The 23,266-nt window shown below is 69.1% G+C and carries 21 protein-coding genes; 9 read left to right on the top strand and 12 right to left on the bottom strand.

The genetic code is table 11. The features are described from left to right. Positions 1-61 precede the first annotated feature (61 nt). On the bottom strand, positions 62-646 hold the full coding sequence (locus OG430_RS02070) for a GNAT family N-acetyltransferase (protein WP_327350616.1): 585 nt from the start codon (positions 644-646) through the stop codon (positions 62-64). A 382-nt stretch (positions 647-1,028) separates the two neighbouring features. Between OG430_RS02070 and OG430_RS02065 the strand changes: the two genes are divergently transcribed. After that, the gene (locus tag OG430_RS02065; protein WP_327350615.1) at positions 1,029-1,451 is read left to right on the top strand and encodes a carboxymuconolactone decarboxylase family protein; all 423 of its coding nucleotides are present in this window, start codon (positions 1,029-1,031) and stop codon (positions 1,449-1,451) included. A 37-nt stretch (positions 1,452-1,488) separates the two neighbouring features. Here the strand turns inward: OG430_RS02065 and OG430_RS02060 are convergent, their stop codons facing one another. From OG430_RS02060 to OG430_RS02050, 3 genes are all read right to left on the bottom strand, one after another. Next, entirely contained in the window at positions 1,489-2,193 is a 705-nt protein-coding gene (locus tag OG430_RS02060) for a cytidylate kinase family protein (RefSeq protein WP_327350614.1), read from the bottom strand. A gap of 414 nt (positions 2,194-2,607) precedes the next feature. Beyond that, positions 2,608-3,342: a glycoside hydrolase family 16 protein gene (locus OG430_RS02055; RefSeq protein ID WP_327350613.1), complete on the bottom strand. Its 735-nt coding sequence runs from the start codon at positions 3,340-3,342 to the stop codon at positions 2,608-2,610. 249 nt (positions 3,343-3,591) lie between these two features. Beyond that, positions 3,592-4,329 carry a D-Ala-D-Ala carboxypeptidase family metallohydrolase gene (locus OG430_RS02050; RefSeq protein ID WP_327350612.1) on the bottom strand — a complete coding sequence of 246 codons (738 nt, stop codon included), beginning with the start codon at positions 4,327-4,329 and terminating at the stop codon, positions 3,592-3,594. Between the two features lie 611 nt (positions 4,330-4,940). On the opposite strand from OG430_RS02050, the gene OG430_RS02040 reads away from it, so the two are divergent. The 4 genes from OG430_RS02040 to OG430_RS02025 all read left to right on the top strand — a co-directional run bounded on the left by OG430_RS02040 (position 4,941) and on the right by OG430_RS02025 (position 9,755). Beyond that, positions 4,941-5,786 (top strand): glycoside hydrolase domain-containing protein, encoded by an 846-nt coding sequence (locus tag OG430_RS02040; protein ID WP_327350611.1) that lies wholly within the window; start codon positions 4,941-4,943, stop codon positions 5,784-5,786. Between the two features lie 236 nt (positions 5,787-6,022). After that, entirely contained in the window at positions 6,023-6,862 is an 840-nt protein-coding gene (locus OG430_RS02035) for an arylamine N-acetyltransferase family protein (RefSeq protein ID WP_327350610.1), read from the top strand. A 144-nt stretch (positions 6,863-7,006) separates the two neighbouring features. Next, the gene (locus OG430_RS02030) at positions 7,007-8,068 is read left to right on the top strand and encodes an FAD-dependent monooxygenase (RefSeq protein ID WP_327350609.1); all 1,062 of its coding nucleotides are present in this window, start codon (positions 7,007-7,009) and stop codon (positions 8,066-8,068) included. A gap of 745 nt (positions 8,069-8,813) precedes the next feature. Beyond that, positions 8,814-9,755, top strand: coding sequence for a serine protein kinase RIO (locus tag OG430_RS02025; RefSeq protein WP_327350608.1), 942 nt, complete (start codon positions 8,814-8,816; stop codon positions 9,753-9,755). A gap of 144 nt (positions 9,756-9,899) precedes the next feature. On the opposite strand, the gene OG430_RS02020 is transcribed toward OG430_RS02025, so the two are convergent. The 3 genes from OG430_RS02020 to OG430_RS02010 form a co-directional block, all read right to left on the bottom strand. Next, positions 9,900-10,904, bottom strand: coding sequence for a MerR family transcriptional regulator (locus tag OG430_RS02020; protein WP_327350607.1), 1,005 nt, complete (start codon positions 10,902-10,904; stop codon positions 9,900-9,902). Between the two features lie 3 nt (positions 10,905-10,907). Beyond that, the gene (locus OG430_RS02015; protein WP_327350606.1) at positions 10,908-11,579 is read right to left on the bottom strand and encodes a HEAT repeat domain-containing protein; all 672 of its coding nucleotides are present in this window, start codon (positions 11,577-11,579) and stop codon (positions 10,908-10,910) included. A 242-nt stretch (positions 11,580-11,821) separates the two neighbouring features. Then, positions 11,822-12,556, bottom strand: coding sequence for an alpha/beta hydrolase (locus OG430_RS02010; RefSeq protein ID WP_327350605.1), 735 nt, complete (start codon positions 12,554-12,556; stop codon positions 11,822-11,824). Between the two features lie 377 nt (positions 12,557-12,933). Here OG430_RS02010 and OG430_RS02005 point away from each other — a divergent pair, with 377 nt between their 5' ends. Further along, positions 12,934-13,455, top strand: coding sequence for a hypothetical protein (locus OG430_RS02005; RefSeq protein ID WP_327350604.1), 522 nt, complete (start codon positions 12,934-12,936; stop codon positions 13,453-13,455). Positions 13,456-13,493: 38 nt separating this feature from the next. Here OG430_RS02005 and OG430_RS02000 read toward each other — a convergent pair whose 3' ends face one another. Beyond that, positions 13,494-14,738: a hypothetical protein gene (locus OG430_RS02000; protein WP_327350603.1), complete on the bottom strand. Its 1,245-nt coding sequence runs from the start codon at positions 14,736-14,738 to the stop codon at positions 13,494-13,496. Positions 14,739-15,045: 307 nt separating this feature from the next. Here OG430_RS02000 and OG430_RS01995 point away from each other — a divergent pair, with 307 nt between their 5' ends. Further along, on the top strand, positions 15,046-15,387 hold the full coding sequence (locus OG430_RS01995) for a hypothetical protein (RefSeq protein ID WP_327350602.1): 342 nt from the start codon (positions 15,046-15,048) through the stop codon (positions 15,385-15,387). A gap of 224 nt (positions 15,388-15,611) precedes the next feature. Here OG430_RS01995 and OG430_RS01990 read toward each other — a convergent pair whose 3' ends face one another. The 4 genes from OG430_RS01990 to OG430_RS01975 all read right to left on the bottom strand — a co-directional run bounded on the left by OG430_RS01990 (position 15,612) and on the right by OG430_RS01975 (position 21,349). Next, positions 15,612-16,388 carry a polysaccharide deacetylase family protein gene (locus tag OG430_RS01990; RefSeq protein ID WP_327350601.1) on the bottom strand — a complete coding sequence of 259 codons (777 nt, stop codon included), beginning with the start codon at positions 16,386-16,388 and terminating at the stop codon, positions 15,612-15,614. A 203-nt stretch (positions 16,389-16,591) separates the two neighbouring features. Then, a complete protein-coding gene (locus tag OG430_RS01985) occupies positions 16,592-17,134 on the bottom strand; it encodes a GNAT family N-acetyltransferase (protein WP_327358944.1) in 543 nt (180 codons plus the stop codon). Positions 17,135-18,085: 951 nt separating this feature from the next. Then, positions 18,086-18,826 carry a class I SAM-dependent methyltransferase gene (locus OG430_RS01980; RefSeq protein ID WP_327350600.1) on the bottom strand — a complete coding sequence of 247 codons (741 nt, stop codon included), beginning with the start codon at positions 18,824-18,826 and terminating at the stop codon, positions 18,086-18,088. A 429-nt stretch (positions 18,827-19,255) separates the two neighbouring features. Further along, positions 19,256-21,349, bottom strand: coding sequence for a scabin-related ADP-ribosyltransferase (locus tag OG430_RS01975; RefSeq protein ID WP_327350599.1), 2,094 nt, complete (start codon positions 21,347-21,349; stop codon positions 19,256-19,258). A gap of 281 nt (positions 21,350-21,630) precedes the next feature. Between OG430_RS01975 and OG430_RS01970 the strand changes: the two genes are divergently transcribed. Both OG430_RS01970 and OG430_RS01965 read left to right on the top strand, forming a co-directional pair. Continuing rightward, positions 21,631-22,335 carry an N-acyl homoserine lactonase family protein gene (locus OG430_RS01970; protein ID WP_327350598.1) on the top strand — a complete coding sequence of 235 codons (705 nt, stop codon included), beginning with the start codon at positions 21,631-21,633 and terminating at the stop codon, positions 22,333-22,335. 172 nt (positions 22,336-22,507) lie between these two features. Beyond that, a complete protein-coding gene (locus OG430_RS01965) occupies positions 22,508-23,245 on the top strand; it encodes a VC0807 family protein (protein WP_327350597.1) in 738 nt (245 codons plus the stop codon). Positions 23,246-23,266 lie beyond the last annotated feature (21 nt).

The raw sequence follows: 23,266 nt of genomic DNA, 5'->3' as shown, positions 1-23,266 counted from the left end.
GACGCCTCACCCGTCAAGGCATCCGCACTCAACCCGGACGGGGTCTCTACCAGAAACGGACTTAACGCCGCACTTCGCGAGCTGGAATCGGCCCGGCGGACGGCTGCCACTCTCGCCTGAGCAACCCGAACACCCAGGAGTCGGACACCTCGCCGTTCACGACGCAGTCTTCCCTCAGCGTCCCTTCCCGAATGAAGCCGACCTTCTCCAGGACCCGGGCAGATGCCACGTTGCGTGTATCGGTCTCGGCCTGCACTCGATTCAGGTCCAGTGTGTCGAATGCCCACTGCAGCACGGCGTGTGCGGCCTCCGGCGCGTAGCCGTGGCCCCACATCGCCTCGTCGAGGACGTAGCCCAACGATGCGCTGCGGTAGTCCGGGTTCCATCCGGTCAGGCCGCACCAGCCGACGAAGGCCCCGTCAGAGGCACGGTCGATGGCCACCCGCGCCCCGGTGCCTTCGTCCGCGATCTTCTGGCACATCGTGAGGAAGCGTTCGGCGCGGGCCCGTTCGGTCCACGGCGGGGAGTCCCAGTAGCGCATCACGTGGGTGTTGCTGTGCAGCGCGAAGAGGGGGTCCGCGTCGGCGTCGGTGAAGGGGCGCAGTCGCAGGCGGGCGGTGTGCAGTACGGGCGTGGCCAAAGTCATGCGCATCATCTTGTGTCCTCAGGGGGCGGGCAGAACACCGAATATCCGCTCCCGGTCCGGCCCTTCACGACCAAGGCAACGCCTATCCAGCACATCGTGCATGCCGTCCCCGACGACGTCCGGACGAGCCGACCATCTGCGACGGCCCGTCCATACGGGGCGAGAGACCGTTTCACCTGGAGTGAACTCCAGGTTCTACGGTTCTTGCATCGTCAGCGGAACATCCACGACAGCGCCGACCTCATCGAACGGGTTGGCCGCACCACGGGCAACCAGCGCCGCTACGCAGCTGCCGACCCGAACTGGCCGGCGATCCGCTGAGGCTGCGAGAAACCGGGAACTACGAGCAGCTGCTCGGCGAGCAGCAGGAAACGGAACAAGCATGACTGAGAAGGCTGCTACCGCAGAGACGCGCCAGGACCGCTTCGAGCGTGGCATGCAGGTGCTCACCGAGGTCGACGGCGAAGGCGGCCAGAGAGTGATCGATTCGCTCGCCGACATCTCACCGGAACTCGGTCACCAGGTCGTTGCCTGGGCTTTCGGCGACATCTACAGTCGGCCCGGCCTGGCTCCGCGGGATCGCCAACTGGTCACCCTCGGCATGCTGACCGCCCTCGGTGGCTGCGAGCCCCAGCTGGAGGTCCACATCAACGCCGCCCTCAATGTCGGCCTCACCCCGCACGAAATTACCGAGGCACTCCTGCACTCCGCGGTCTACTGCGGGATGCCCAAGGCCCTGAACGCCACCTTCACCGCCAAGAAGGTCTTCGCCGAGCGCGGCCTGCTCCCGGTCGACCCCGACTAGTGGAGAGCGGCGACAATCCCCTGGGCGAGAGCGACTGTCAGATCCGGTGGATCGGTGAGTGCGGTCCGACTTCCCAGGCGGGCCGCTGGAGCTGATCGTTGTACACGATGACGTCGGCGTGGTCGGTTGGGCGGGCTGTGGCGAAGTAGAGCTGTTGGGAGGGGATGTAGCGGTTGCGCCAGGACCGCTCGATCTCGGCAGTGTCGGCGGTGGATCCGGCCGGCGCTGTGCCTCGGTTCCGGGCGCGATCCACCGTCTGCTCGAAGGGGACGGACACGAAGATGCGCAGGTCCCACCGGTCGATGAGTTCTGGGCGCAGGAGGAAGACGCCGTCGAAGAGCAGGACGGCGTCCGCGGGGGCGGTCGTGGCCGGCGGGGACGATGGGGTGTCGGTGTCTCTGTCGTAGACCGCGTGTTGGAACCTTCGGTCTCCGCCGGGGCCCAGTGGATCGAGCAACACCCGGCACAGCGCGGCACGGTCGTGGGCGTCGAAGTAGCAGCCTTCGGCCGAGTACTGGCCGCGTCGGTAGCGCTGTGCACGAGGGACGAGGAAGTCGTCGATGGTCGCGCGGATGACGTCGCGGTGCTGCGCGCGCAGGACGACGGCGAGCTCGTCGGCCAGCGTGGTCTTGCCGGAGGCGGGCGGCCCGTCGATGGCGACCCGCAGCGGGTGCGCGGTCGTGGCGGATGTGACCGCCTCGGCCAGCCGGCTGATGAGCTCCCCGCGGGTGCCTTGGTCCATTGCTGCCTCTCTCACGGTGGCTCTGTCCGGCACCGCCCACGTCAGGCTGCGGTCGCCGGCACGCGTTCGACGAGCGCGACGAGGCGGGGCGCGTTCACGGCCCGCCATCGTTGCTGGGCGGACTCGACGAGTACGGGCGTACCTTCGCGACCCGTGCAGCGAACGTGGGCCCACTCGGTGACCTTCAATCGTCTACCCGGGAAGGTACGCCCTTCGCGTGCCACCCGAGCCCGATGCGCCGGTACTCAGCATTGCGCCCCGGGCGAGAGACGGAGCCGCAGGCCGAGCCGACGCCGCTGCTTCGTCGGTGTCGGCGTGCCGGCTGACATGCTCAGGCGGTACGGATGGCCGGGAGCTGCTCTGCCCGCCTGAGTACTTCGACGAGTATGCCGACCTGCGGACCGTGACCGGCATTCACGGGTAGTACGGGGTGTAGGTGATCGAGGAGACCTTCAGGTACCTTGCGCCGTCCGCCGTGGCCCAGGTCGAGGAGTCCGGGTTGCCCGGCCAGTCCCCGCCGACCGCCGTGTTGACGATGAAGTGCATGCCGGTGCCCGCGGGGGTGGTGTACCACTTGGTGCCCGTGAAGTTGCCGTCGACGGCGAAGTCGATGTGGTCGGGCCACCAGGTGAACGAGTAGGTGTGGAAGCTGTTGGTCCAGCCGGCCGGGTTGTTCGGGGCCCACTGAGTCTGTGCGTTGTTGGTGTCGTGGAAGGTCTGGTAGACGGTGTCGGGCCTGGAGCCGACGATCTCCGCCGCGTCGATCTCGGGCAGCCACGGGTTGAGGTAGGCGGCCCACACGGCGGGCAGCAGGCCCTGCCCGTTGGGCATGTTCGCGGTGAAGCGGTAAGTGCCGTAACCGTAGAGGGCCTTGGACTCCACGCGGCCGGAGTAGTACACCCCGCCGCCCGCGTTGTACGTTTTGATCATCAGCGTTGCGCCGTCGTACCAGACGCAGTCAGGCGTGTACGTCTCCAGTTCGTTGTTGGCCGTCCACCTCCCGCTGATGACGTTCCAAGAGTTGACGGCCTGTGGTGTGCCCCAGGAATCTGCTCGTGCGGGCGGGGATGCCAGGAACAGCGTGGGGCCGGCTGCCAGAGCGGCGCCGAGGATGCGTCTCCGGCTCGGCCTGGGATGGATGGGTGCCATCGAAGCTCCAGCGCTTGGACGGATGGGCGTGGGAGCGGTCCCACGGATTCATTGCCGGACTGTAGGGGCGCATTCAACACCTGGCAAGACTCGCGGCAAGAGGCCCTTGATGCCTTCCGTTGGTGAACGCAAAGGGTTCTCGGATCATGAGCGCTCTCCCGCTGGGGGAGTCGGGGGAGCCGGGAACGTGGCGATCAGGAAGGTGGTCGCCACGAGCGAGACCGACTCCCCGAGGTGCTCGCAACCGAATCAGATGCCGCAACTGGACGCGGACCAGAAGCGGCTGGAGCGGTGGTCGACGTGCGTGTGGTCGCTGTGTCCCGGATAGCCGGGGCCGAGGATGCCGTTGAACCCGTGGTTGCGTGCCTGCTGGGCGAGCTTGCACAAGGAATGCGGGCCCGCGCCGAGATCCGCCGCGTCGCCGTACAGGTGGCGGCTGCTCGAGGCGCCACCGACCGCGTCGTTGCAGGCCTTCGAGCGGAAGCCGCTGGTCACGCGGAGCGGCTCGTCACCGAGTGCGTGCCGCAGGGCTTCCAGTTTCCACATGGTGCGCAGCGCGTTGGCCTTGGCCGTGGTGGCGCTCACCGCGCCGCCGGCCCAGGTCGAGTTGCAGTCGTTGAGCTCGGCGTACGTGAAGTGGATCGGCGTGCAGTCGTCGTCCTGCAGCGTGTAGATCTTGCTGAATGTGGCCGGGCCGGCGACTCCGTCGGCCGCCAGCCCGTACGCGGCCTGGAAGCGCTTGACGGCTGCCGCGGTGGCAGGCCCGTAGTCGCCGTCGACGGCGAGGACTCCGCCGTTTCCTGCATGACCCGCCACCCTGATCTGCAACTGGGTGACGTCGGCGCCTGTCGCTCCCTGGGAGAGGGTGCGCGACCAGGTGTAGCAGCCGTCGGCCTGGGCGGTGCCGGCCGTGGCCACGACTCCGACGACCGACGCAACAATGATCATGACAAGTGACAGGAGGAGTCGTGCGAGCCGTCTGGGCATGAAGCACTCCGTGGGGGATCCGGTGAACGGGGGAGGTGCCTGCGCACGCCAGAGCCTGACGGGAGTGCGGGCGTCCGTCAACGGGGTCTCAACTACCGTCATTTGTCGGCCCTTTGGTGCCGGGACTCCCGCGCAGGCGTCCGGCGTCGGTCGTTCCCGGCCGGTCGGCCGTGCTCGGGTGGGGCCGCCGTACTTCGCGATGGGGTGTAGTGCTTCTGGAGTGAAGATCACCGGGACGGGCTGGCGCCGCTTGCGCACGGATGGGCCCTGAGCGAGCCGGATCCGGCTTTGAGTCGGCCGCGCTCGTTCATCGCCGGGTTGATCTTCCGGTAGGTCCAGCGGGTGCCGTCCGGGGCGCCAAGGCTTGCTACCGCAGGCGCCGAGACGAGCACGGAGATTGGCATGCTGCCGCTCGGAGGAGCCTCTCTTCCACCGCATGATCGGCCAGTTCTGCTGCTGCCTGCAGCAGCGCAAGCTGTTGGAGGAAAAGACAGCATTCCCCGCCCACCTTGCGGTTGCCGCTTGACGAGTCACCGCCCCGAGGTGTCTATCCTGCAGGGATCAGTAGCAACAGAAGTGCGCGCCAGCGCGCATCAAGGGGTGGGGACCGTATGTTCGGCACGTCGCGCAAGCCTGCGCACCGGCTGTCCAAGAGAAATCGTTACATCGCCTGGGGCGCCGCGGGTGTCACGATCGTCGCGGGGGGCGGCGTCCTCGTGCAGAGCGCGTCGGCGGGCACGACCGAGCCCGCGAAGAAGACGTACACCGGTCGTGCCTTCGACACCTGTACCGCTCCCTCGGCCGCCGCGATGAAGGCGTGGCGTACCGGGTTCTACGGCGCGGCCGCCGTCTACATCGGCGGCAAGAACCGCGGCTGCGCCCAGCCCAACCTCACCGCGTCCTGGACAAAGAAGGTCACCGCCCAGGGGTGGAAGCTCATCCCCCTCTACGTGGGTGCTCAGCCGTACTGCCAGAGGGGCTCCAGCCCGGAGAAACTGACCGCGGCCAACGCCTCCACCCTCGGTGTCGCCCATGGCAAGGATGCTGTGACCAAAGCCTCCAAGCTCGGCATGAAGGCGGGGAGCGCGATCTACCTGGACATGGAGCCGTACGACGTCGCGAACACCGCGTGCAACAAGGCGGTGCTCACGTACGTGCGCGCCTTCACCAAGACCCTGCGCGCCAAGACGTATCGGGCCGGGTACTACGGGTTCAGCAGTTCCAGTGCGAAGGCCGTGGCCACCGCTGCCAACCGCACCGATCTGCCGGACTACCTCTGGTATGCGAAGTGGGACAAAATCAACACCACGACCAGTGACTGGCCGTGGTCGCCGTCGCTGTACACGAACCACAGCCGTGGGCACCAGTACATGGTCAACAGCAAGGAAACGCGCGGCGGTTACACGATCACCGTCGACCGCAACGCCTGGGACGCACCCGTGGCCGTCACCGGCTGAATGCGTGAGGGTGCTCATACGCCCGCTGGCTGGTGACGGCGAAGGGGCGGCTCGGCAGCAGCCGACTCGTGTTCCCTTCAGGAGGGCCGTACCCCTCTCCGCTCTGTGTCGGTGGCGGGGTTGAGCCGGCCGGTTTCGCCGGCCCTCGCTCGACGCATTCCCACACGGTCGCCGGTGTGGCGGGCGAAGCCCACCGGCGACTACTTTGATCATCCGTTCGGGCGGTGAGGGAGAGCATGATCGACATCGACGGGTATCTGGCCGTGTTGGGGGTGGACCGGCCGGCGGCCCCGACCGCCGAGGCGCTGTGGGCACTGCACCGGGCGCAGGTGGAACGGGTCGCCTACGAGACCCTCGACAACCAACTGGGACGGCCGACGGGCATCGGTGCCGCGGAGTCGGTGGCCCGGATCCTGCGCGGGCGCGGCGGCTACTGCTTCCACCTCAACGGGGCCTTCGCTGCGCTCCTGGAGGCGCTCGGCTACGACGTGACCCTGCACCGGGCCGGGGTGCAGGATGAGGTCGAGGACCCTGCCGGTCCGGGCGGCGACCATCTCGCGCTCACCGTGCTGCTGGACGGCGAGCGGTGGCTGGTCGACACCGGGCTCGCCGGCGGCATGTACGAACCGTTGCCGCTGTGTGAAGGCAGCTATGTCCAGGGGCCGTTCACCTACGCGATGGCGCCGTCGACGGTGGTGCCCGGCGGCTGGCGGTTCACCCACGATCCCCGCGGCGCGTTCACGGCGATGGTCTTCGCGCCGGAACCTGTGCCACTGTCCTCCTTCGCCGCGAAGCACGCCCACCTGTCCACGTCCCCCGAGTCCGGCTTCGTACGCGTCTTCCAGGCCCAACTGCGCGACGCCAAGGGCGTGGACATGCTGCGCGGCTGTGTGCTGCGCCGGATCGACGCCGAAGGCACGGACGAGCGGACCATCGACTCGGCCGACGACTGGTACGACGTCCTGGCCGACGTGTTCCAGCTGCAGCTGAGCGACGTCGACGCCGCCGAGAGGGCGGAGCTGTGGCACCGCGTCCACGCCGCACACCAGGAGTGGGAGGCCGCAGAGGGGCGGTGACGGGGCGCCCGGCGCGGAGGCGGCCCGACCCCGTACGCGGCCGATGCCCGTACGCGTTTGCGACCTGATCCGGCGCCGGACTGCCGTTCTTCTTCACGCAGTTGGGCAGACCAGGTGGGTGGACAGGGGCTACGGTCCTGCCCCATGACGAACACCACGGTCCTCATATCAGGTGCCGGTGTGGCGGGCGCCGCCCTCGGACACTTCCTGCACCGCGACGGCTACGACGTCACCGTCGTCGAACTGGCCCCCGGTCTGCGCGGCAGCGGGTACGCCGTCGACTTCCGCGGCGCCGCCTTCGACGTCCTCGGGGAACTCGGAGTCCTGGACGAGATCCGCGGCCACGACACCGCGATGCGCGGCACCACGCTGGTCGACGCGGACGGGGCCGAGATCGGCCGCCTGCCGGCCGAGGCGTTCGCGGGCGAACTGGAGGTACCCAAGCCCGAGCTGACGAGGATCCTGCACCGGCTGACCGCGCCGGAGCTCACCTATGTCTTCGGTGACTCCATCACCGCGCTCACCCAGCACGACGGCGGTGTCGCGGTCGAGTTCGAGCACGGCGCGCCTCGTACCTTCGACCTGGTGGTCGGCGCGGACGGACTCTTCTCCAAGGTCCGGCGCCTGGCCTTCGGCCCGCACGAGCAGGCGCTGCGTCACCTGGGCATGTCGGGCGCCGGGTTCACCGCCGACAACATCCTCGGCCTCGACCACAGCGGTGTGCTGCACACCGGCGACGGCACCGCCGTCTACGCCTTCAGCGCCGCGGACGCCGACCGGATGTCGGTGAGCCTGTCGTGCGCAACCGACGCGCCTCTCCTGGACCGCCGTCCACGCAGCGAGCAGGAGCAGGCCCTGCGGGACGCGTTCGCCGGTGCCGGCTGGGTCGTGCCCGACCTCCTGAAGGCGATGTCGGCCGCCGACGACTTCTACTTCTCCTCCTCCAGCCAGGTCCGCCTGGACGCCTGGTCGACCGGCCGGGTCGTCCTCGTCGGCGACGCCGGGTACTGCGCCGCGCCGACCGCCGGCATGGGCACCTCGCAGGCCTTGCTGGGCGCCCGCGCCCTGGCCCGGCACCTGGCCGCTGCCGACGGCGACCACACCGCCGCGTTCACCGCGTACGAGGCCGAGTTGCGACCGTACGTGACGGAAAACCAGGTGAAGGGCCAAGAGGGCGCCGCGGCCTTCGGAGGCAGCGGTCAGTGACCCAGGGCCCGGGGGAGTAGCCGTTCGGATCACCGCGCCCAGGGCGCGAATCGAGCACTGGTGAAGCTGCGGGATGAGCCCTCGCGGCGAGGTCAGGAGCGGTAGGACCACCCCCGTGACCTGGATGCAACTGGCAGAGCACCGGCTGGTGTTGGGGCTGACTGCGGGCCGGCAGTGGACAGCCCGCAGTCAGCTCCAGGCCGAGTGTGGTCGGAGGGGCCGTCCGGCAGCCGGCGATGGCGCTCGGCTGCGGGGACGGCGACGAGCAGAACCTGCGGCAGGAAGTCGAGGGCGAGGCGCGGCAGGTCGCGGGCATCGGGGACAGGGCCGGCCGTGCACCCGCCCGGTGCGGCAGGGGCAGCCGCCCCGGACGCCGTGACGCAGCACGTCGACGTGGCCCCGATGCCGTCCTGTGCGAAGTGCGGGGCACCCGTCCCGCTCGCGCACGGGCCGTCGGGGCTGCTTGTCCACCAGGAGTCCGGCGGGCAACGACCGGGCGATGCCAGCCTGAGCAGGCCTGGGAGGCGTCCGGTACGGAGGATCACGCCGGAAACCCACGGCACAGCCGGGCCCGCTCGACGCGGGCCGGTTTTATTCGGTTGCCACTTCCCCTGACCGCCCCTCACCATGGGCGAGCCACCGGGAGCCGCCCGGTGCTCCACGAGAGGAGGCACGACCGTGACCACGACTGTCCTCGGCCTGCCCGCCGACCGCCTCACTCTCACCTCATGGAGCACCCCCAGCGATGTCTCACGACAACTTCCCGCAGCACCCTCAGTCCCTGGCATTTCCTGACGACTTCAGCACCGACGCCTACCGCTACGTCCCGCCCCGGCGCGACCTGAGCGACATCGACGACCGGTTCATCTTCGACTTCCGTGCCTACGACGACCTCGAGGACGGCCAGCGCTGGTCGACCTGGCTGCGCGTCGAACCCCTCAGCCGAGGCCCCGAGCCGCTCCCGGACTGGGTGGTGACCTCGCAGGGCGCGATCGACACCGAACTCGGCGTCCTGAAGACCGGCAAGGAAGCCGACGTCCACCTCATCGAACGCGCCGACCCGCGCGACCCCGCCGGCGGCGGGGTGATCATGGCGGCCAAGCGGTACCGCTCTTCCGAGCACCGGACCTTCCACCGCGCCGCGTCCTACACCGAGGGCCGCTCGATGAAGCGCTCACGTGACGAGCGGGCCGTCAAACGCAAGAGCACCTTCGGCCGACAGGTCGCGGCCGGCGAGTGGGCGGTGTCCGAGTGGGGTGCGCTGGTGCGGCTCTGGGGCCTCGGGCTGCCGGTTCCCTACCCGGTACAGATCGACGGCACTGAGATCCTGATGGAGTGGATCACGGTTGTCGACGAGGACGGCGCCGTCGCGACCGCGCCCCGGCTCGCCCAGACCCGACCCTCACCTGAGCTGCTGGCCTCGTACTTCCAGCAGCTCACCGATGCGCTCGCCACGATGGTGCAGAACGGCGTCGTGCACGGCGACCTCTCGGCGTACAACATCCTGGCGGCGGGCGAGCGGCTGGTCATCATCGACCTGCCACAGCTCGTCGACCTGGTCGGCAACCTGAACGGGATGACCTTCCTCCAGCGTGACTGCGCGAACATCTGCAGCTGGTTCCGCTCGCGGGGCCTCGATGCCGACGAGGACGCGCTGTTCGGGGAGCTCATGGCGCACGCCTTTTGAACCAGGCGGCCGCCCAGGCGCGGCTGCCGTACGCGGGCGGGGGTCATGCCCGCCCGCGTACCGGCTCGGCGATGTGCCGTAGCGCCTTGCGCCGACGGCGGCGCCGCCTGTTGAACCGCAGTTGAGGCATGCCGGGGGAGACCCTCACCGTGCGCTGCGTAGCTGAAGAAGGTACGCCGCGGTCAACGCAACGGCACGGTCCTCGTCATGCGACAGCTCGACGAGGGCATGTGACGCCGTCGTCCCCGGGACGGCCGCCAGGGCTTGGGTCAGCCGTCCACGTGCAGGAGATTGCGTGGCGTCGTCGGCGAGGCGGTCGACGAGCCTGGTCGCGATCTGATCCGCGGCCTCGATGTCGCTCGCCAGCACACTCAGGGCGTCGGCCGCATCGGTGTCGTTCCTTCCCTCCACAATCATGTCGATGAGCGTCGGCATCGCTTCGCAGACTCCACGCGTCCCGAGCGCCAGAGCCGCATACCCGCGGACCACGACGTCGGGATTCGTGAGAGCGGCCCGCAGCTGCGCGGCGGCTTCATCACCGGGCATCTCGGCAAGGCACTGAACGGCACGTTCGCGGACCGCGGCCAGCGGTGAGGCGAGGCCTTCCGCCAGCAGTGCCGGAGCGCCGTCGCCCGATCGAGCCAGCGCCCATCGCAGGGCTCCGGCGACGTTCGGATCCCCCTCGCTCAGAGCCGCCTCGACCAGCGCCTCCACCGGCACCGGCAGCTCGCCGGCCGAGGAGAGGGCCGCGCGCTGACGCGCGTCGGCGCTCTTCGACCCCAGTGCCTGCAGCAGCGCCACGACCTGGAGGACGTCCTCCCAACCGGTGGGCTCTGCCGCATCGATCCGGCGCAGCCGCGTGAGCAGCTCGGTCTCGGCCGCGATGCGGTCGCGTGTCTGACGGATGAGGCCGTCGACGAGCGTCGAGGGCGTGAAGCCGGGATCGTCGAGCGCGCGCCCGATCTCACGCAGCGACATGCCCAGCGACCGCAGGCTCTCGATGTGGAAGATCCGCCGGATGTCGTCGCCGGAATACTCCCGATAACCGGAGCCCGTACGGCCAGACGGCCGCACCAGGCCGAGCGATTCGTAATGCCGGAGCATGCGGGAACTGACCCCGGACCGTCGCGCCACCTCACCGATCAACACGCCCTATCGTCTCTCCCGGCCGGACCCGCCGAGGGCCACGACGCGCTTGGCCTCCTCGATCGCGTACTCGAATCCGGCATCCGGCTCGCGCAGCAGCCGTTGCGTGGCGTGCGCGTGCACGCGCACCCCCGGGTCGGGGGCCGTCGTCGCAGCTCGCAGCGCCGGCACGATCACCTCGCCCAGCGCGACCAGCGCTCGGCTGAGACTCAGCTGCGTCTCCCGCTCACCGCGCCCGAGCTGCGTCGCCAACACCGCGGCCAACGCCGTCTCCTCGCCGTCCGGCACCAGCACGACCGCGGCCCGCCAGGCGCTTCGCGCCACCTCGTCGTCGGCGTCGGACAACAGCGCCCGCGTGATCGTCGGCCAGGCCTGCCGGTCCCCGATCTTGGACAGCGTGTGCAGCGCCTGGCTCCGGGCCTGCGCCTGCTCCGAGCGCACTTCGCGGACCAGGACGGGGAGCGTCCAGGACACCGGGTGCCGGGTGAGCGCCCAGGTCAGCATGTCGCGGACGAAGAATTCGGGCTCGATCGCGCAGCGCTCGATGAGCTTGTCGACGAAGCGCGGGTCAGGTGTCGTACCGACCGCGAGAGCAGCCCGCAGTCGTACGGACGAACGGCCGTCCTCAAGGCCTTGGAGTACCCGCATCGCATCCGCGCCTTGCCTTGTGATCGTCACCGTGACCACCTCCTGGCAAGCAGTGAAGACCTTGTCACCGTGTCAAGGTCAAACGGACCCGGCGGTCCGCACCGTACGGGCCGAGCACCGCCCCGACCGGCGGTGGCGACGACGACCGGTACCGGTGGCCGGGGCGGTTGTGTATCCGCCGGCCGCCGCCGTCGAGGAGGGCCTGGGCCTGGGCCTGTCCTCGACGACGGCGTCCTGGCCGACAGCGCCTACCGTCGGCTACCGGCCGGGCCTCACTTCAGATGCCGGGTGAAGAACTGGGCCGCGGCGTCCCCCGCGAACTGCGGGACGCCGGTGTGTCCGCCCATGTTGGCGTGCAGGGTCTTTTCCTTGGAGCCGAAGGCGTCGAACAGGTCCAGGGCCGCCTGCCGGTCGTTTCCTTCGTCGTCCCACTGCAGCAGGACGTGCAGGGGAATGGTGACCTGGCGGGCCTCTTCGAGAATGGCGCGCGGCACGAAACTCCCGGCGAAGAGCCCGGCGGCCACGATGCGCGGCTCGACCACCGCAAGGCGGACGCCGATGGAGATCACGCCTCCCGAGTAGCCGACCGGGCCGCCGAGTTGGGGCAGCTCAAGGAGTGCGTCCAGGGCGGCCTGCCACTCCGGGACCGCCTTGTCGACGAGCGGGAGGATGAGGGCGTCGATGATCTCGTCGCTGACCGGCTCGCCGGCCTGCATCACCCGCCGCAGATCGGCGAGGGCTTGCTCGGCGGTGGCCAGGCGGGGCCGGTCCCCGCTTCCCGGGAGCTCGATGGTGGCTACGGCGAAGCCATCCGCCACGGCGTGCTGGGCCCGGGCCACCAGACGGGGGTAGGCCTTGCGCAGTCCGAGCGGCGGGGGGCTCATCAGGATCAGCGGGACCGGTGCGGATGCGGACGCGGGCGTCCACAGGATGCCGGGGATCTCGCCGAGGGTGAATTCGCGCTCGAGGACGCCGTCGTCGAGACGCTGTTCAGAAGTGAAGCGCATGGTCGTGCCTTTCGGGAGTGCTCAAATACGGCGCTCCCGGACGACCTATCGCCCGACCATGACTCCAGAGGGGAGCACCCATGTCGATACGTTCACGGGTACCACCTCCTCGTTCTGTTGCACGGCCTCCGGGAGGTTAGCAGGGGTCGCCGTGGTTGGCCCAACGGGTTTCTTCGGGCTGGACGCCGCCTCGCTGCCGGCACCGGCGGGACCACCTGATCGCCGCAGAGCATGCCTGAGCCCTCGTCGGCCCGGAGTCGAATGGTGACCGGCGGTGACGCCCACGCCAGGTCACCGACCGCTCCGCCTCGGGCACCGAATCTCCGCCACCGCGCGTCGGGGCGGATGGGCTTCGTGGTGGATCGTACGGTTCCGTCATGTCCGAGCTCGATGCTGGTCAGGGGCCTTCTTCCCAGCGGCTTGACGCGTTGGGGGAGCGGCTGAAGGAACGGATCTATGCGGCCATCACGATGCTCGCCGTGAGTGTCGGCTTGGCTCAGAACGCTGAGACCCGTCACGGCACGGCGGCCCTGTACGTCTCGGGCACCGCGCTGGGGTTGTGGCTGGCGACGTTGGTGGCTGACGCGCAGGCCCACCGTGCCGTTCAGCAACGCCTGCCCAATCGGCGCGAGGTGCGACAACTGCTGTTCGTCAGCAGCCCGCTGCTCAGCTGCGCTGCGGGCCCGTTGCTGATGGTCGCGCTGTCGGCGTGGGGTGCCCTCGATCTGACCACCGCACTGTGGATCGCGGTCGGTGTGGATGTCGCCGCGCTGGCGGCGTGGGGCTTCGCGGGCGGGCGGCGAATGGGTGGAGGGGTGTTGCTGTCGTGTGTGGCGGGGCTGCTGGACGCGGCGATCGGCCTGGGTGTGGTGATGGTGAAGGTGGTCACCGGACACTGAGCGGGCGGCCGCCGCGCCGCTTCGGTCGGGGCGGGCCGTCAGCGCAGGTGACGCAGGAAGACGTCCCCGATGAGGTTGTTGTCGTCGGGGACGAGCCCTGGATGGTACGAGTAGAAGGCGACCGTGGAGCCGTCCAGACTCAGCGTGGCGGCTGCGATCGTGACCGGTTTGCCGTCGACGCCGGGCGCGAGCAGGGTGTCCCGGCCGGTGCGCAGGTCACGCAGTTGCAGTCCGAGGGTCGTGTGGTTCGCGTCGGCCGTGTTCACGACCATCTTCGTACCGTTCATGGAGAGGTCCTCGGCGAGCGTGACATCGGTCGGGGCGCGGCCGTCGATGCGCTGCAGGGCGCCGGTGCGCAGGTCGCGCACGAAGGCGTTCCAGTCGCGGTTCGGGTCCTCTCCCGGCACCAGGTTGTTCGCCCGGGAGTCAAAGGCGACCTTCGAGCCGTCGGCGCTGATCACCGGCTGCACGGACGACAGATCGGCAGGCCCGCCGTCATGGGTGGCATCCGCCTGCACGTCCCGGCCCGTGCTGCGGTCGTGGACCACGATGTCGCCCTGGTCGCCGTCGCTGTCACTGCCATTGCTCCAGCCGTCGAAGTAGGCGACCTTCCGCCCGTCGGCGCTCATCGACATCCCGTAGCAGTCATGGAACCGCTTCGAGGAGTCGTCCGGCTTGCTGACCCGGTCGGCCTGCCCGGTCGTCCGGTCGAGTACGTAGATCCGGCAGGGGAGCACGCCGTCGCCGTCCTCGTCGACGGTGGGCCGGGCCACGAAGGCGACGTAGCGGCCGTCCGCGCTGACCGGGGCGCGACCGTAGGACACCTCCCAGTTCTTCGCGAGCGCCGGCGCAAGGCGTTCGGTCCGTTGCGTACGCAGGTCCATCACGTGCACGGACGACTTGGTGGTCGTCCTCGAGTACGAACCGAACGTCAGATAGCGGCCGTTCGCGGACACCTGCGGGGAAGAGGTCGATTCCCCCTCCACGTGTATGCGGCCGAGCGGGCTGCCCGGCGCGGTGCGGTAGTAGACGTCGGGCTGCACGACCGGCCCCGGGACCAGGTTCGACGCGGCGGACTGGAAGGCCACGACGCGGCCGTCGGCGCTCACCGCCGGATTCGAGGAGTGGTAGTTGCCGCCCGTGCCGTCGGGCGCGACGCTGATCCGCTCGGTGCTCGCGACCGCGTCCGCGCCCTGCACCGGGCCGGGCAGCATCAGCACGGCGGCAGCGGCAGCGCATGCGGCCAGTACCGGGACGCGTAAGAAGGCTGATCTGGATGTCATCGCTGGTTCCCCCTTCGGCCCGCAGGGCGCGACGCCCTCGCGCGGCACAAGTCCCCCGCCCTGCGCGGCGGACTCCGCAGGATCGAAGCGCGTCGCCTTGCACAGGTCAATGCACGGGGCGCAAAAGATCTGACGGCGTATTAGGTGTGTGAACGCCGGGGTGCCGGCCGGAACGGGAGCGTCCCTCGTCCGCGCCAGCGCCAACTTGTCCCCCGCGCATCTCGGCTCGGCCGGGCGCGCTGACACGGCCGGGTGTTGTCGCAGCCGCCCTGGTCCCGTACCACCCGCGGACACCTAGGCTCCACGTATGGAACAGAAAGAGATCATCCTGCGGGCGATCGGGGTCCTGACCGAAACGCACGAGATGGTGCGCCGGCTGGGAGAGGGGGAGGAACTCGACACGGAGCAGAACCAGTTGGGCCAGCTGGTGGCCGAGGTGTTCCCGGCGGTGGAGATCCCGACAGGTGCCAGTGCCCAAGAGGCAGCGGAGCTGACCATCGGCGCGCTCCTGCCGGCCAGCGTGTCGCTCGTGGAGGCGTTCTCGTTTCTGTACACCCAGCTTGCGAAGGTGCACGACGAGGGCCACGACGAGGTCAAGTCCACGGAGCTGCTGCAGAAGATCGCACTGCGGATGTCCGAGGGCGAGTGACCGGGCGGCGGATGGCGCGGTGGCGTGGCCGCAGTCCGGGGCTATGCACGAGCAGTGCGACCCGCGCGTCGTGAGGCAGGACAACCATGTGTCTGCGCGGCACGACTGCGCAGTGCGGCCCGCCGGACCCGGCCCCGCCCGGGCGCCGGGTCGCGAACTTCTCCGCGCCACGGTCCGAGCGATCGCCGGGCCGGCGTCATTGCGGCAAACGGCCCGTCAGACGGTCACCGGTAGATGCCGCCGGGCTCGGGCTTGGCGGGGGAGAGGAGCTGGGAGACGGTCACGAAGGTGTAGCCCTCGGCGTGGAGCTTCTTCAGGATGGTGGGCATGGCGGGCAAGGTGCCCTTGTGCAGCGGGTGAAGCAATACGATGCCGTCGCGACCGGCACCTTCGAGAACGCGCTCGGCTATCAGCTTGATGTCGTCGGTCTCGTAGTCCTTCGCGGTCACCGTCCACAGGACCTGCGCCATCCCCAGCTCTTTCGAGACCTTCGAGACGCGGTCGTCGGTGCGACCCTGCGGCGGCCTCATCAGCGTCGACTTGGTGCCGGTGATCTTGGAGATGGCCCGCTCGGTGCGGCCCAGCTCGTCGCGGATCTGGTCGTCGGAGACATCGGTCAGCCGCGGATGGGTCCAGGTGTGGTTGCCGATCTCATGGCCGTCCTTGGCCATCCGTCGCACCACATCGGGGAACTTGTGGATGCGCCGGCCCTCCAGGAAGAAGGTCGACGGCGCCTTGTACTGGTCCAGGAGGTCCATCAGGCGGTCGGTGGGTTCTCCGGGGTTGCCGTCGAAGGTGAGCGCGATGCACTTGGCCTTCTGGCAGTCCACCTGCCCCGTCGGCTTGTCTCCGGATGCCGCGGCCTGTTCGCGTTCGTCGCCCGGGGAGAGCGTCTTCATCTCGTTCGCCCGGATCACCATGACCACGGTCACCGTCACGGCGGTTATTACGGCCAGCGTCAGGAGTATCAGTAGGCGCGGCCGCCTCTTCAGGATGTTCACCCGCGAAGACTACTATGAGCCTTTATGTGTTCTTTATGCGCCTCTGGTTCTCCCCTTGAGGCCCCATCCTTGTAGAGGACTTCAGGGCTCGGGAGGTTGCGCGGACACCTCGAATGTGAGGCACGGCATACCAGGTCACCATGGTTGTGGCGGGCTGCGCGCGACCGCGGCCCGAACCATTCCCGGGCCTCCCCGGTTGCCCGTCAGCCCTCGGGGTCGCGCAGGCCGACGCAGTCAAAGGCCCAAAAGGCCTCTGAGTAGACGAAGGTGCCCGTCATCCACGGCTCGTGAGCGGACAACCGGGCGACCTGGAACGCGGCTTCAGGGATACGCAGCGACGGCGAACGGAAGCCCAACGCGCCGGCACCCTCGAAGCCGCGCGTGCCGTAGTAGCGCGGCGAACCCTCCAGGAATATCAATGGCACGCCTTGGCTGTCGGCCGCCGCGAGGGCGTGGGCGATGAGCTGCGTACCGATGCCCTGGCGCTGGAACTCCGGGACCACGCCCAGCGGTGACAGCGACAGGACATCCACGATCCGGCGCGGAGCGTCCAACCGTGTCGCGCTCAACAGGACATGCCCGACGACCCGGTCATCAACAGTGGCGACGAAGGACATCGGCGCCAATGCGGCCTCCGCAACGCGAAGTGCCTCCACGAGCCCGGGAACCCGCTTGTTGTCACCGAAGGCGCGGGTGTGAACCTCGCGTACCTCTCGGTGATCGTCAGCGGCCTCTTGCCGGATCACCAGACCGGCACCACCGGGAGCGATCCGGGAGCCTGCAGGCGCATCGCGTGACGTCATGTCCGCGAGGGTAGATCGCGGGGCGGCTCGGGTGCGAGGCAATTGTGGCCCAGGCCGTGGCTCAAGTGTTGCTCTGAGAGGGCGGGGAGAGGGTTGGGCGCAGTGCTGTCAGGTGACATTGCTGGCAGATGTTGTGGGCCGAAACGGGGGGCTGGTATGCGGTTGGTGATCCGGCGGTTTGCAAGAGGCTCGGGCGAGATGCGGGCTCTGGATGTGTATGGCGTCGCGTTCCTGGCGGGCGGGGCCCAGCGGGTGGCGGACTGCGTGATCATCGCGCTGAACAGGCGCGGGCTGGTCGTGATGCACGCCTGGCGGGTGCGTGCTGTGGGTGGGGAGCGCCCCGAGAGCATGCGGTCGAGGGTGCCGGGCTCGCCTTCTGCAGGCGCAGCAAGAGCATCGAGGCCGTACGCGCTGCCATGCAACGCTCGCCGGAGGTCGAGGAGATCGCCCGGCGGCTGGCCGCACGGGCCCTGGTGGCCGGAGCGAGTCGCCGGGTGACCCGCAGGGGCAGGCGACAACTAGAGGAAGCCAAGCACGGCGCGAACGTGCCGACGGACGTCTTCCGCGGGATCACTCCTTCCCCGAAAGGGACGACGCAACGCTGGGTGGGGCCTGCGGCGGCGGCTCCATCCGGTCTCGGTCGGGCTCTGAGGCGCATGGGCAAGACCCTGACGACGACTCCGACCACGCCCCGGATACGGGGGCACACTCCGGCGGCGGTTTCAGCTGCGGCGGTGGCGGAGGCGGCGAGTGAGGCCTTACGGCCGGTTCAGGTTCACCAGTCCGCATGCTGAGTGGCGCTCTGCAGGCGGCCCCGGCCACCCGAACCAACGGCCTCAACCCGCCCAGGCCTGCCCGGCGAGGGGATGCCTTCACGTTGCGGCGTGGCGGATCTTACGGTTTGTGGGTTACCCAGAGCAGTTCCGCCGGCCAGCGGTGTGCCCAGTCGGGTGGGTCGGTTTCGTTGTAGCCGTTGGGTGTTCCGGGTTCGGGCCGCGGCTCGATGAGGTCGTCGATGATGAGACCCGCGCCGCGCAGGACCTTGACCCAGCCGCCGTAGGTGAGCTGATAGCTGGTCGCGCCGTCGCCTTCGGCGATGGTGTCCAGCCCGAAGTAGTCCTGCTGCAGCGTCGTGGTCACGCGGCTGGCGGCTTCGTCGTAGCAAGCTTCGAACCATGGGCTGGCGACGTTGAACACCAGGCGCCCACCTCGGCGCAAGACGCGTGCGGCCTGCGGGACGGCCAGGTGCGGGGATGCCCAGCTGAGCCCACCGAAGTCGCAGAACACCAGGTCGAAGGTGTCGGCGGCGAAGGGGAGTTGTTCGGCGGCGCCTTGCACCAGCGGGTAGGGGGACGCTCCCATCGCGCGGGCTGCTGCCGCGAGTTGGGCATCGGACAGGTCGAGCCCGACCACGGTGGCGCCCTCGGCGGCGAGTGCCCTGGACCACTGGCCGGCGCCGCAGCCGAGTTCGAGGACGCGCTTGCTGCTGACGTCGCCCAGGGCGTGCAGGTGCGCGTCGGGGATGGAGTACATGCCCCACAGTCGGGGTGTGGCGCCGATTTGCGGGTCGTGCTTGTGCTGGTAGGCGCTGCTGATCTGGTTCCAGAGCCGCCGGTTGGCGGGGATGCTGTCCACGTGCCGACTCCAGCACTGCCTGCCGGGGGTGGTCAACACGATTAGGGAACCGGCCGGCCCGCGCCTCGGTCCGGCCCTGGCTCGGCCCACGATCCGCCGGACGGGCCCGACGCCTCGCCCAGATGCCCGGGCAGCCGCAATTCCTTGCCGGCTTGCCGGCGACGTCCCGCCCCAACTGCTCCTGGTGGCAACCACACCAGGCTTCCTGACCCCGCGGGTGCCGAGACGGAGCGGCCGCAGTGGACGGTGAGCGGCTCAGCGGCCTGACTTCGCCCGAGGAGCCCCGCACACCACGACCGCCGACCGCCTTCAAGCACGTCCTGGACCAACACGAGATCCCTCGATCAAAGTCCTGACGAACCCTCGGCAGCTGAACTCGACCGATCAGAGATTCCCGGCAGAGTCGAGCCCAGCTGCTTCAACGGCCCTCTAGGTCCACTTGGTTGTGATCTTGCCGGTCTTCTTGTCCCGGATCAGGGCGCCGTGCTGGAAGTGCTGCCACGAGGAGCGGCTGTCGGACCTTTCGTCGCTGGACGGGTAGCCGAGCCGACCCTGGTCGTAGTGGAGCTTGGCGTACGCGCCTTGGAACGGGCCCGAAACCACATGCGCGCCCGTCACCTTGGACCAGAACATGACGCCACCCTGGAAGTACTGGACCTGACCGCCCGCGGGAGCACGGCCCTGGGATGCCGTGGCGCAGCCCAACTTCCCCGCCATGCCGCCGAATTGCTGCCACTTGACCGCGAAGGACCCGTACGGCGTGACGTGGCACTTCCGCTCGACGGTGACTTTCTTGGTCTTCTTGTCGTAGACGAGCCCGCCGCCCTGGAAGTCCTGGCGCCGGCCGTTCGGCGTGTTCACCAGGTCCGAGACGGGATAGCCGAGCACTCCGCTCTGGTACTTGACCCTGCTGTAGGCATGGAGAAACGGCTGGGTCACCGCGTGCGCTCCACCGGCCTTCGTCGCGTAGATCATGGCGGTCTCGAAGCCCTGGTACGCGCCGTCGTTCGCCTTGGGGCGTACCGGTGTGGTCGGGCACCCGAAGGGACCCGCCTCGCCGCCCGCCGCCTGCCACTTCGTGGCATACGGCTCGACCACCGGGAAGCCGCACGCGGCCATCATCGTCGTGTGCCCGCCGTCCGCCGCGACGGCGGTGACGGCGAGCCGGCGCCGGTGCTGTGCCGGATCGACATCCGCCAGGGTGAAGGGCTTGAGCTCCGCGGCCTTGAGCACCCGCTGGGTCTGCTGCGGGGAGCCGACCGTGGCCAGCCGCTTCCAGGCGGAGGTGTCCGATGCCCGCCCGTAGATCGCGTACGCCTTGATGCCGTCCTCGCCCGGGGCCGTCCAGGAGACCGTCAGGGCGGTCTTGTTGCCGTTCGCGATGCCCTGGACGAGCTGCGGCGGCTTGCCGGAGTTGTAGCAAGTAGCGGGTTCCATGAGGAACTTGTTCTTCAGCGGAGCGACCTTGCTGCCCTCGCTGATCCACAGCGCGTCGACCATGCCGCCGATGCCCGGGGCGAACTCGTACTGGTCGAGGGTGTGGCAGGTCGCGTACGGCATGGCCCGGCTGTCGATGGACGGGTCCTGCTGCTTGGTGGCCCAATAGCCGGGCACCGAGCCCCACGGTACGTACAGCGGGTCGTTCGTCTTGGTGTCGGTGGCAAGGGTGGTGCCGGTGGCGGACTTGGGCAACCGGAGCACCCGCCCCAGGGGGTCGACGGAGCGGCCGCCCTTCGCCGTCATCGCGGCGCCCGGGAGCCGGGGGCCGGTGCCCAGGACGACGTTGATCTCGTCGGCGTTCGGCTTGGGCACACTGCCCTTGTAGTTGGGGTTCCACCGGTACTCGACGGCCTTCTGCCATACCCCCTTGTCCGCGAGCCGGTAGGCCGCCATGACGTACTCGGGCCTGATGCCGCCGGGGAAGGCGATCTCCGACTCGTTGTCCATCGGATCGCCGTACAGCATCCCGTCGACCTGGATGCCGCCAGGTGCGTCGATGACGTAGTTCCACAGGCCGAAGTGCCGGGAATGGCGACTGCGGTAGGTGGTGCTGGACAGTGCGCTGTTCTTGATCTTCTCGCCGGGGCGGATCGTCAGGTTGCCGCCGGCCGTCAGGTCCCAGGGATCGGCGCCCGCCGTGAACACGTGCTCGGGGACGCTGTGCGAGCCCAGACCCGCGCCGCGAAACAGCAACGCCTTGTCGGTGCGCCACTTGAGGGTTCTGCCGGGGTTGTCGGCGGCCAGGTGTGTCAGGTCGGTACACAGGGACAGCGTCGTCTTCAGCCAGTCCTGGTACCACTGCTTGCTGGTGAACTCCTTCTGCTTGGCGACGGGGAGCTTCCGCAGCCACGGCGGTACCTTGCCGGCGCCGGGCTCACACTCCTCGGGCAGCGCAGCCATCGGCGCGGTGGGCTGGGGCGGCGGATCCGCCGCCTGCGCAGTCGCCACCGGGGCCGCCAGCGCGGTGGCCACCACGAGGGAAACGGCCCCCAGGCGACCGGTCTTCATGCGATTAGCGATCATGGAGGCATCCTGAGACCTGCCCGTACGGGGCACGTCGGCGGCGCGCTGTGGTGAGGCCGCGTTGTCATGCCGTCGGCCGTCGGCCGACGGCCCCGAATGGCCCTGCCGGTTGCCAGGGAAGCCAGGCACTCATTCTCGTACGGCCGACCAGGGGGACGCCGTCTCGAAGCGTCCATGGGCACGACGGCTGCGGGGCAGCATGACCATCACGTGAGCTCGACGCGGTCTGCTGTGGGCGGAACTCTTCTGGGGATGGCACAGGGGCCTGCCAGCATGTCCCGATGGAGAAGAAGACGGCAGTGCGTCGGCTCGATCTCGGCTACTTCGTCCGACCGGCATCAGAAGCCGGGACCCCACAACCACGCGTGGAACCCGTGCTCGCCTACCTGGTTCGGCGCGAGGAAGGACTGGTCCTCTTCGATACCGGTATCGGGGCTGCCGACCCCGAAACCGAGGCCCATTACCGTCCCCGGCGCCGGCGCCTTGAGGCCGCCCTCGCGGCCGCGGGAGTCACCCGGGCTGACATCTCCCTGGTGGTGAACTGCCACCTGCACTTCGACCACTGCGGCGGCAACCCCTTGTTCAGGGACAAGCCCATCGTGGTGCAGGCCGCGGAGCTTGCCGCCGCTCGCCGAGGCGGCTACACCATCGAGGAACTCGTCGACTTCCCCGGCGCCAACTACGAGGAAGTCACCGGTGAAACGGAGCTCTGGCCCGGGGTCTGGATCATCCCTACTCCCGGCCACACCGAGGGACATCAATCACTGGTGATCCAGCAGAATGACGGCACCGTCGTCCTGGCAGGCCAGGCACACGACTTCGCCACGCACTTCGCCTCGGAAGACCTGGCCCGGCGTGCCGCCCTGGACGGCCTCGAACCGCCCCGTCCCACCTACCAGCCCTGGCTGGAGCGGCTCCTCGCATTCGACCCACGCAGAGTGCTCTTCGCGCACGACTGTTCCGTCTGGGAACCCAGCAATCAGTGACACTGTCAGGCGGTCACGGGCAGGGCCCCGGAGGCGGAGTGCCAACGCTGGTGGCCGGCCGGCCGCAAGGGTGGGTCCGACGGGTTCCGCGTATGACCTTGTGCGATGGGTGATCGCCTTCTAGCCTCGGCCCACTATTCATGATCAAGGTGACTACGGGGGACATGCCGAGATGAATGCTGCCATCACTTCGCCAGGGGGCGTCGGCAAGCCGGAGAGGTCTGCTCCTTCGGCGCGCAGTCTGCTGGCGCACTGGGGTCCCACGATCGTCTTCAACATCGCCGGGCCGATCCTGCTCTACGGCTACCTGACCGATCACGGCTGGAGCAAGGCACACGCCCTGATGGTCGCCTCCTTGCTGCCGGTGGCGGAGATCTGCGTCCTGTACGCGCTGCGCCGACGGATCGACGACTTCGGGGTGTTCACGCTGTTCACGATGGGCCTGACGCTGCTCAGCATGCTGGCCTTCAACAGTGCCCGAGCGATCCTGATCAAAGAATCGGTGGTGATGGGCACGGTCGGTCTGGCGATCCTGTCGACCCTGCTGATGGCCCGCCCGTTCGCGTACTACATGGGTCGCAAGTTCGCGACGGACGGCAGTGCGGCGAGCCGGGCCTGGTGGGAAGGGCTGTGGCAGTACGACGGCTTCCGGCGGACGCAGCGGACGATCACCGTCGTGTGGGGTGCCGCGTTCGTGATCGAGGCTGTCATCCGTATCGTGCTGACCTTCGTGTTGTCGACGTCGGCCATGGTGAGCGTGAGCAGCATCGGGCCGTACGTCGTTATCGGTGCGCTGATCTTCTGGACGATTCGCTACAGCCGGCGCAAGCAGGCCCAGGCGGAGCAGGCGCGGGTGCAGGCAGCGTCGTCTGGTGGCGCGGTCGCACCGACTGCGGGGCCCGGCCTGTGAGTCGTGTCGGTGGCGGCATGG

The sequence above is a fragment of the Streptomyces sp. NBC_01304 genome, from assembly GCF_035975855.1.
In the GTDB taxonomy this organism is placed as follows: domain Bacteria; phylum Actinomycetota; class Actinomycetes; order Streptomycetales; family Streptomycetaceae; genus Streptomyces.
This window is presented reverse-complemented; position numbering and strand designations above follow the sequence as displayed.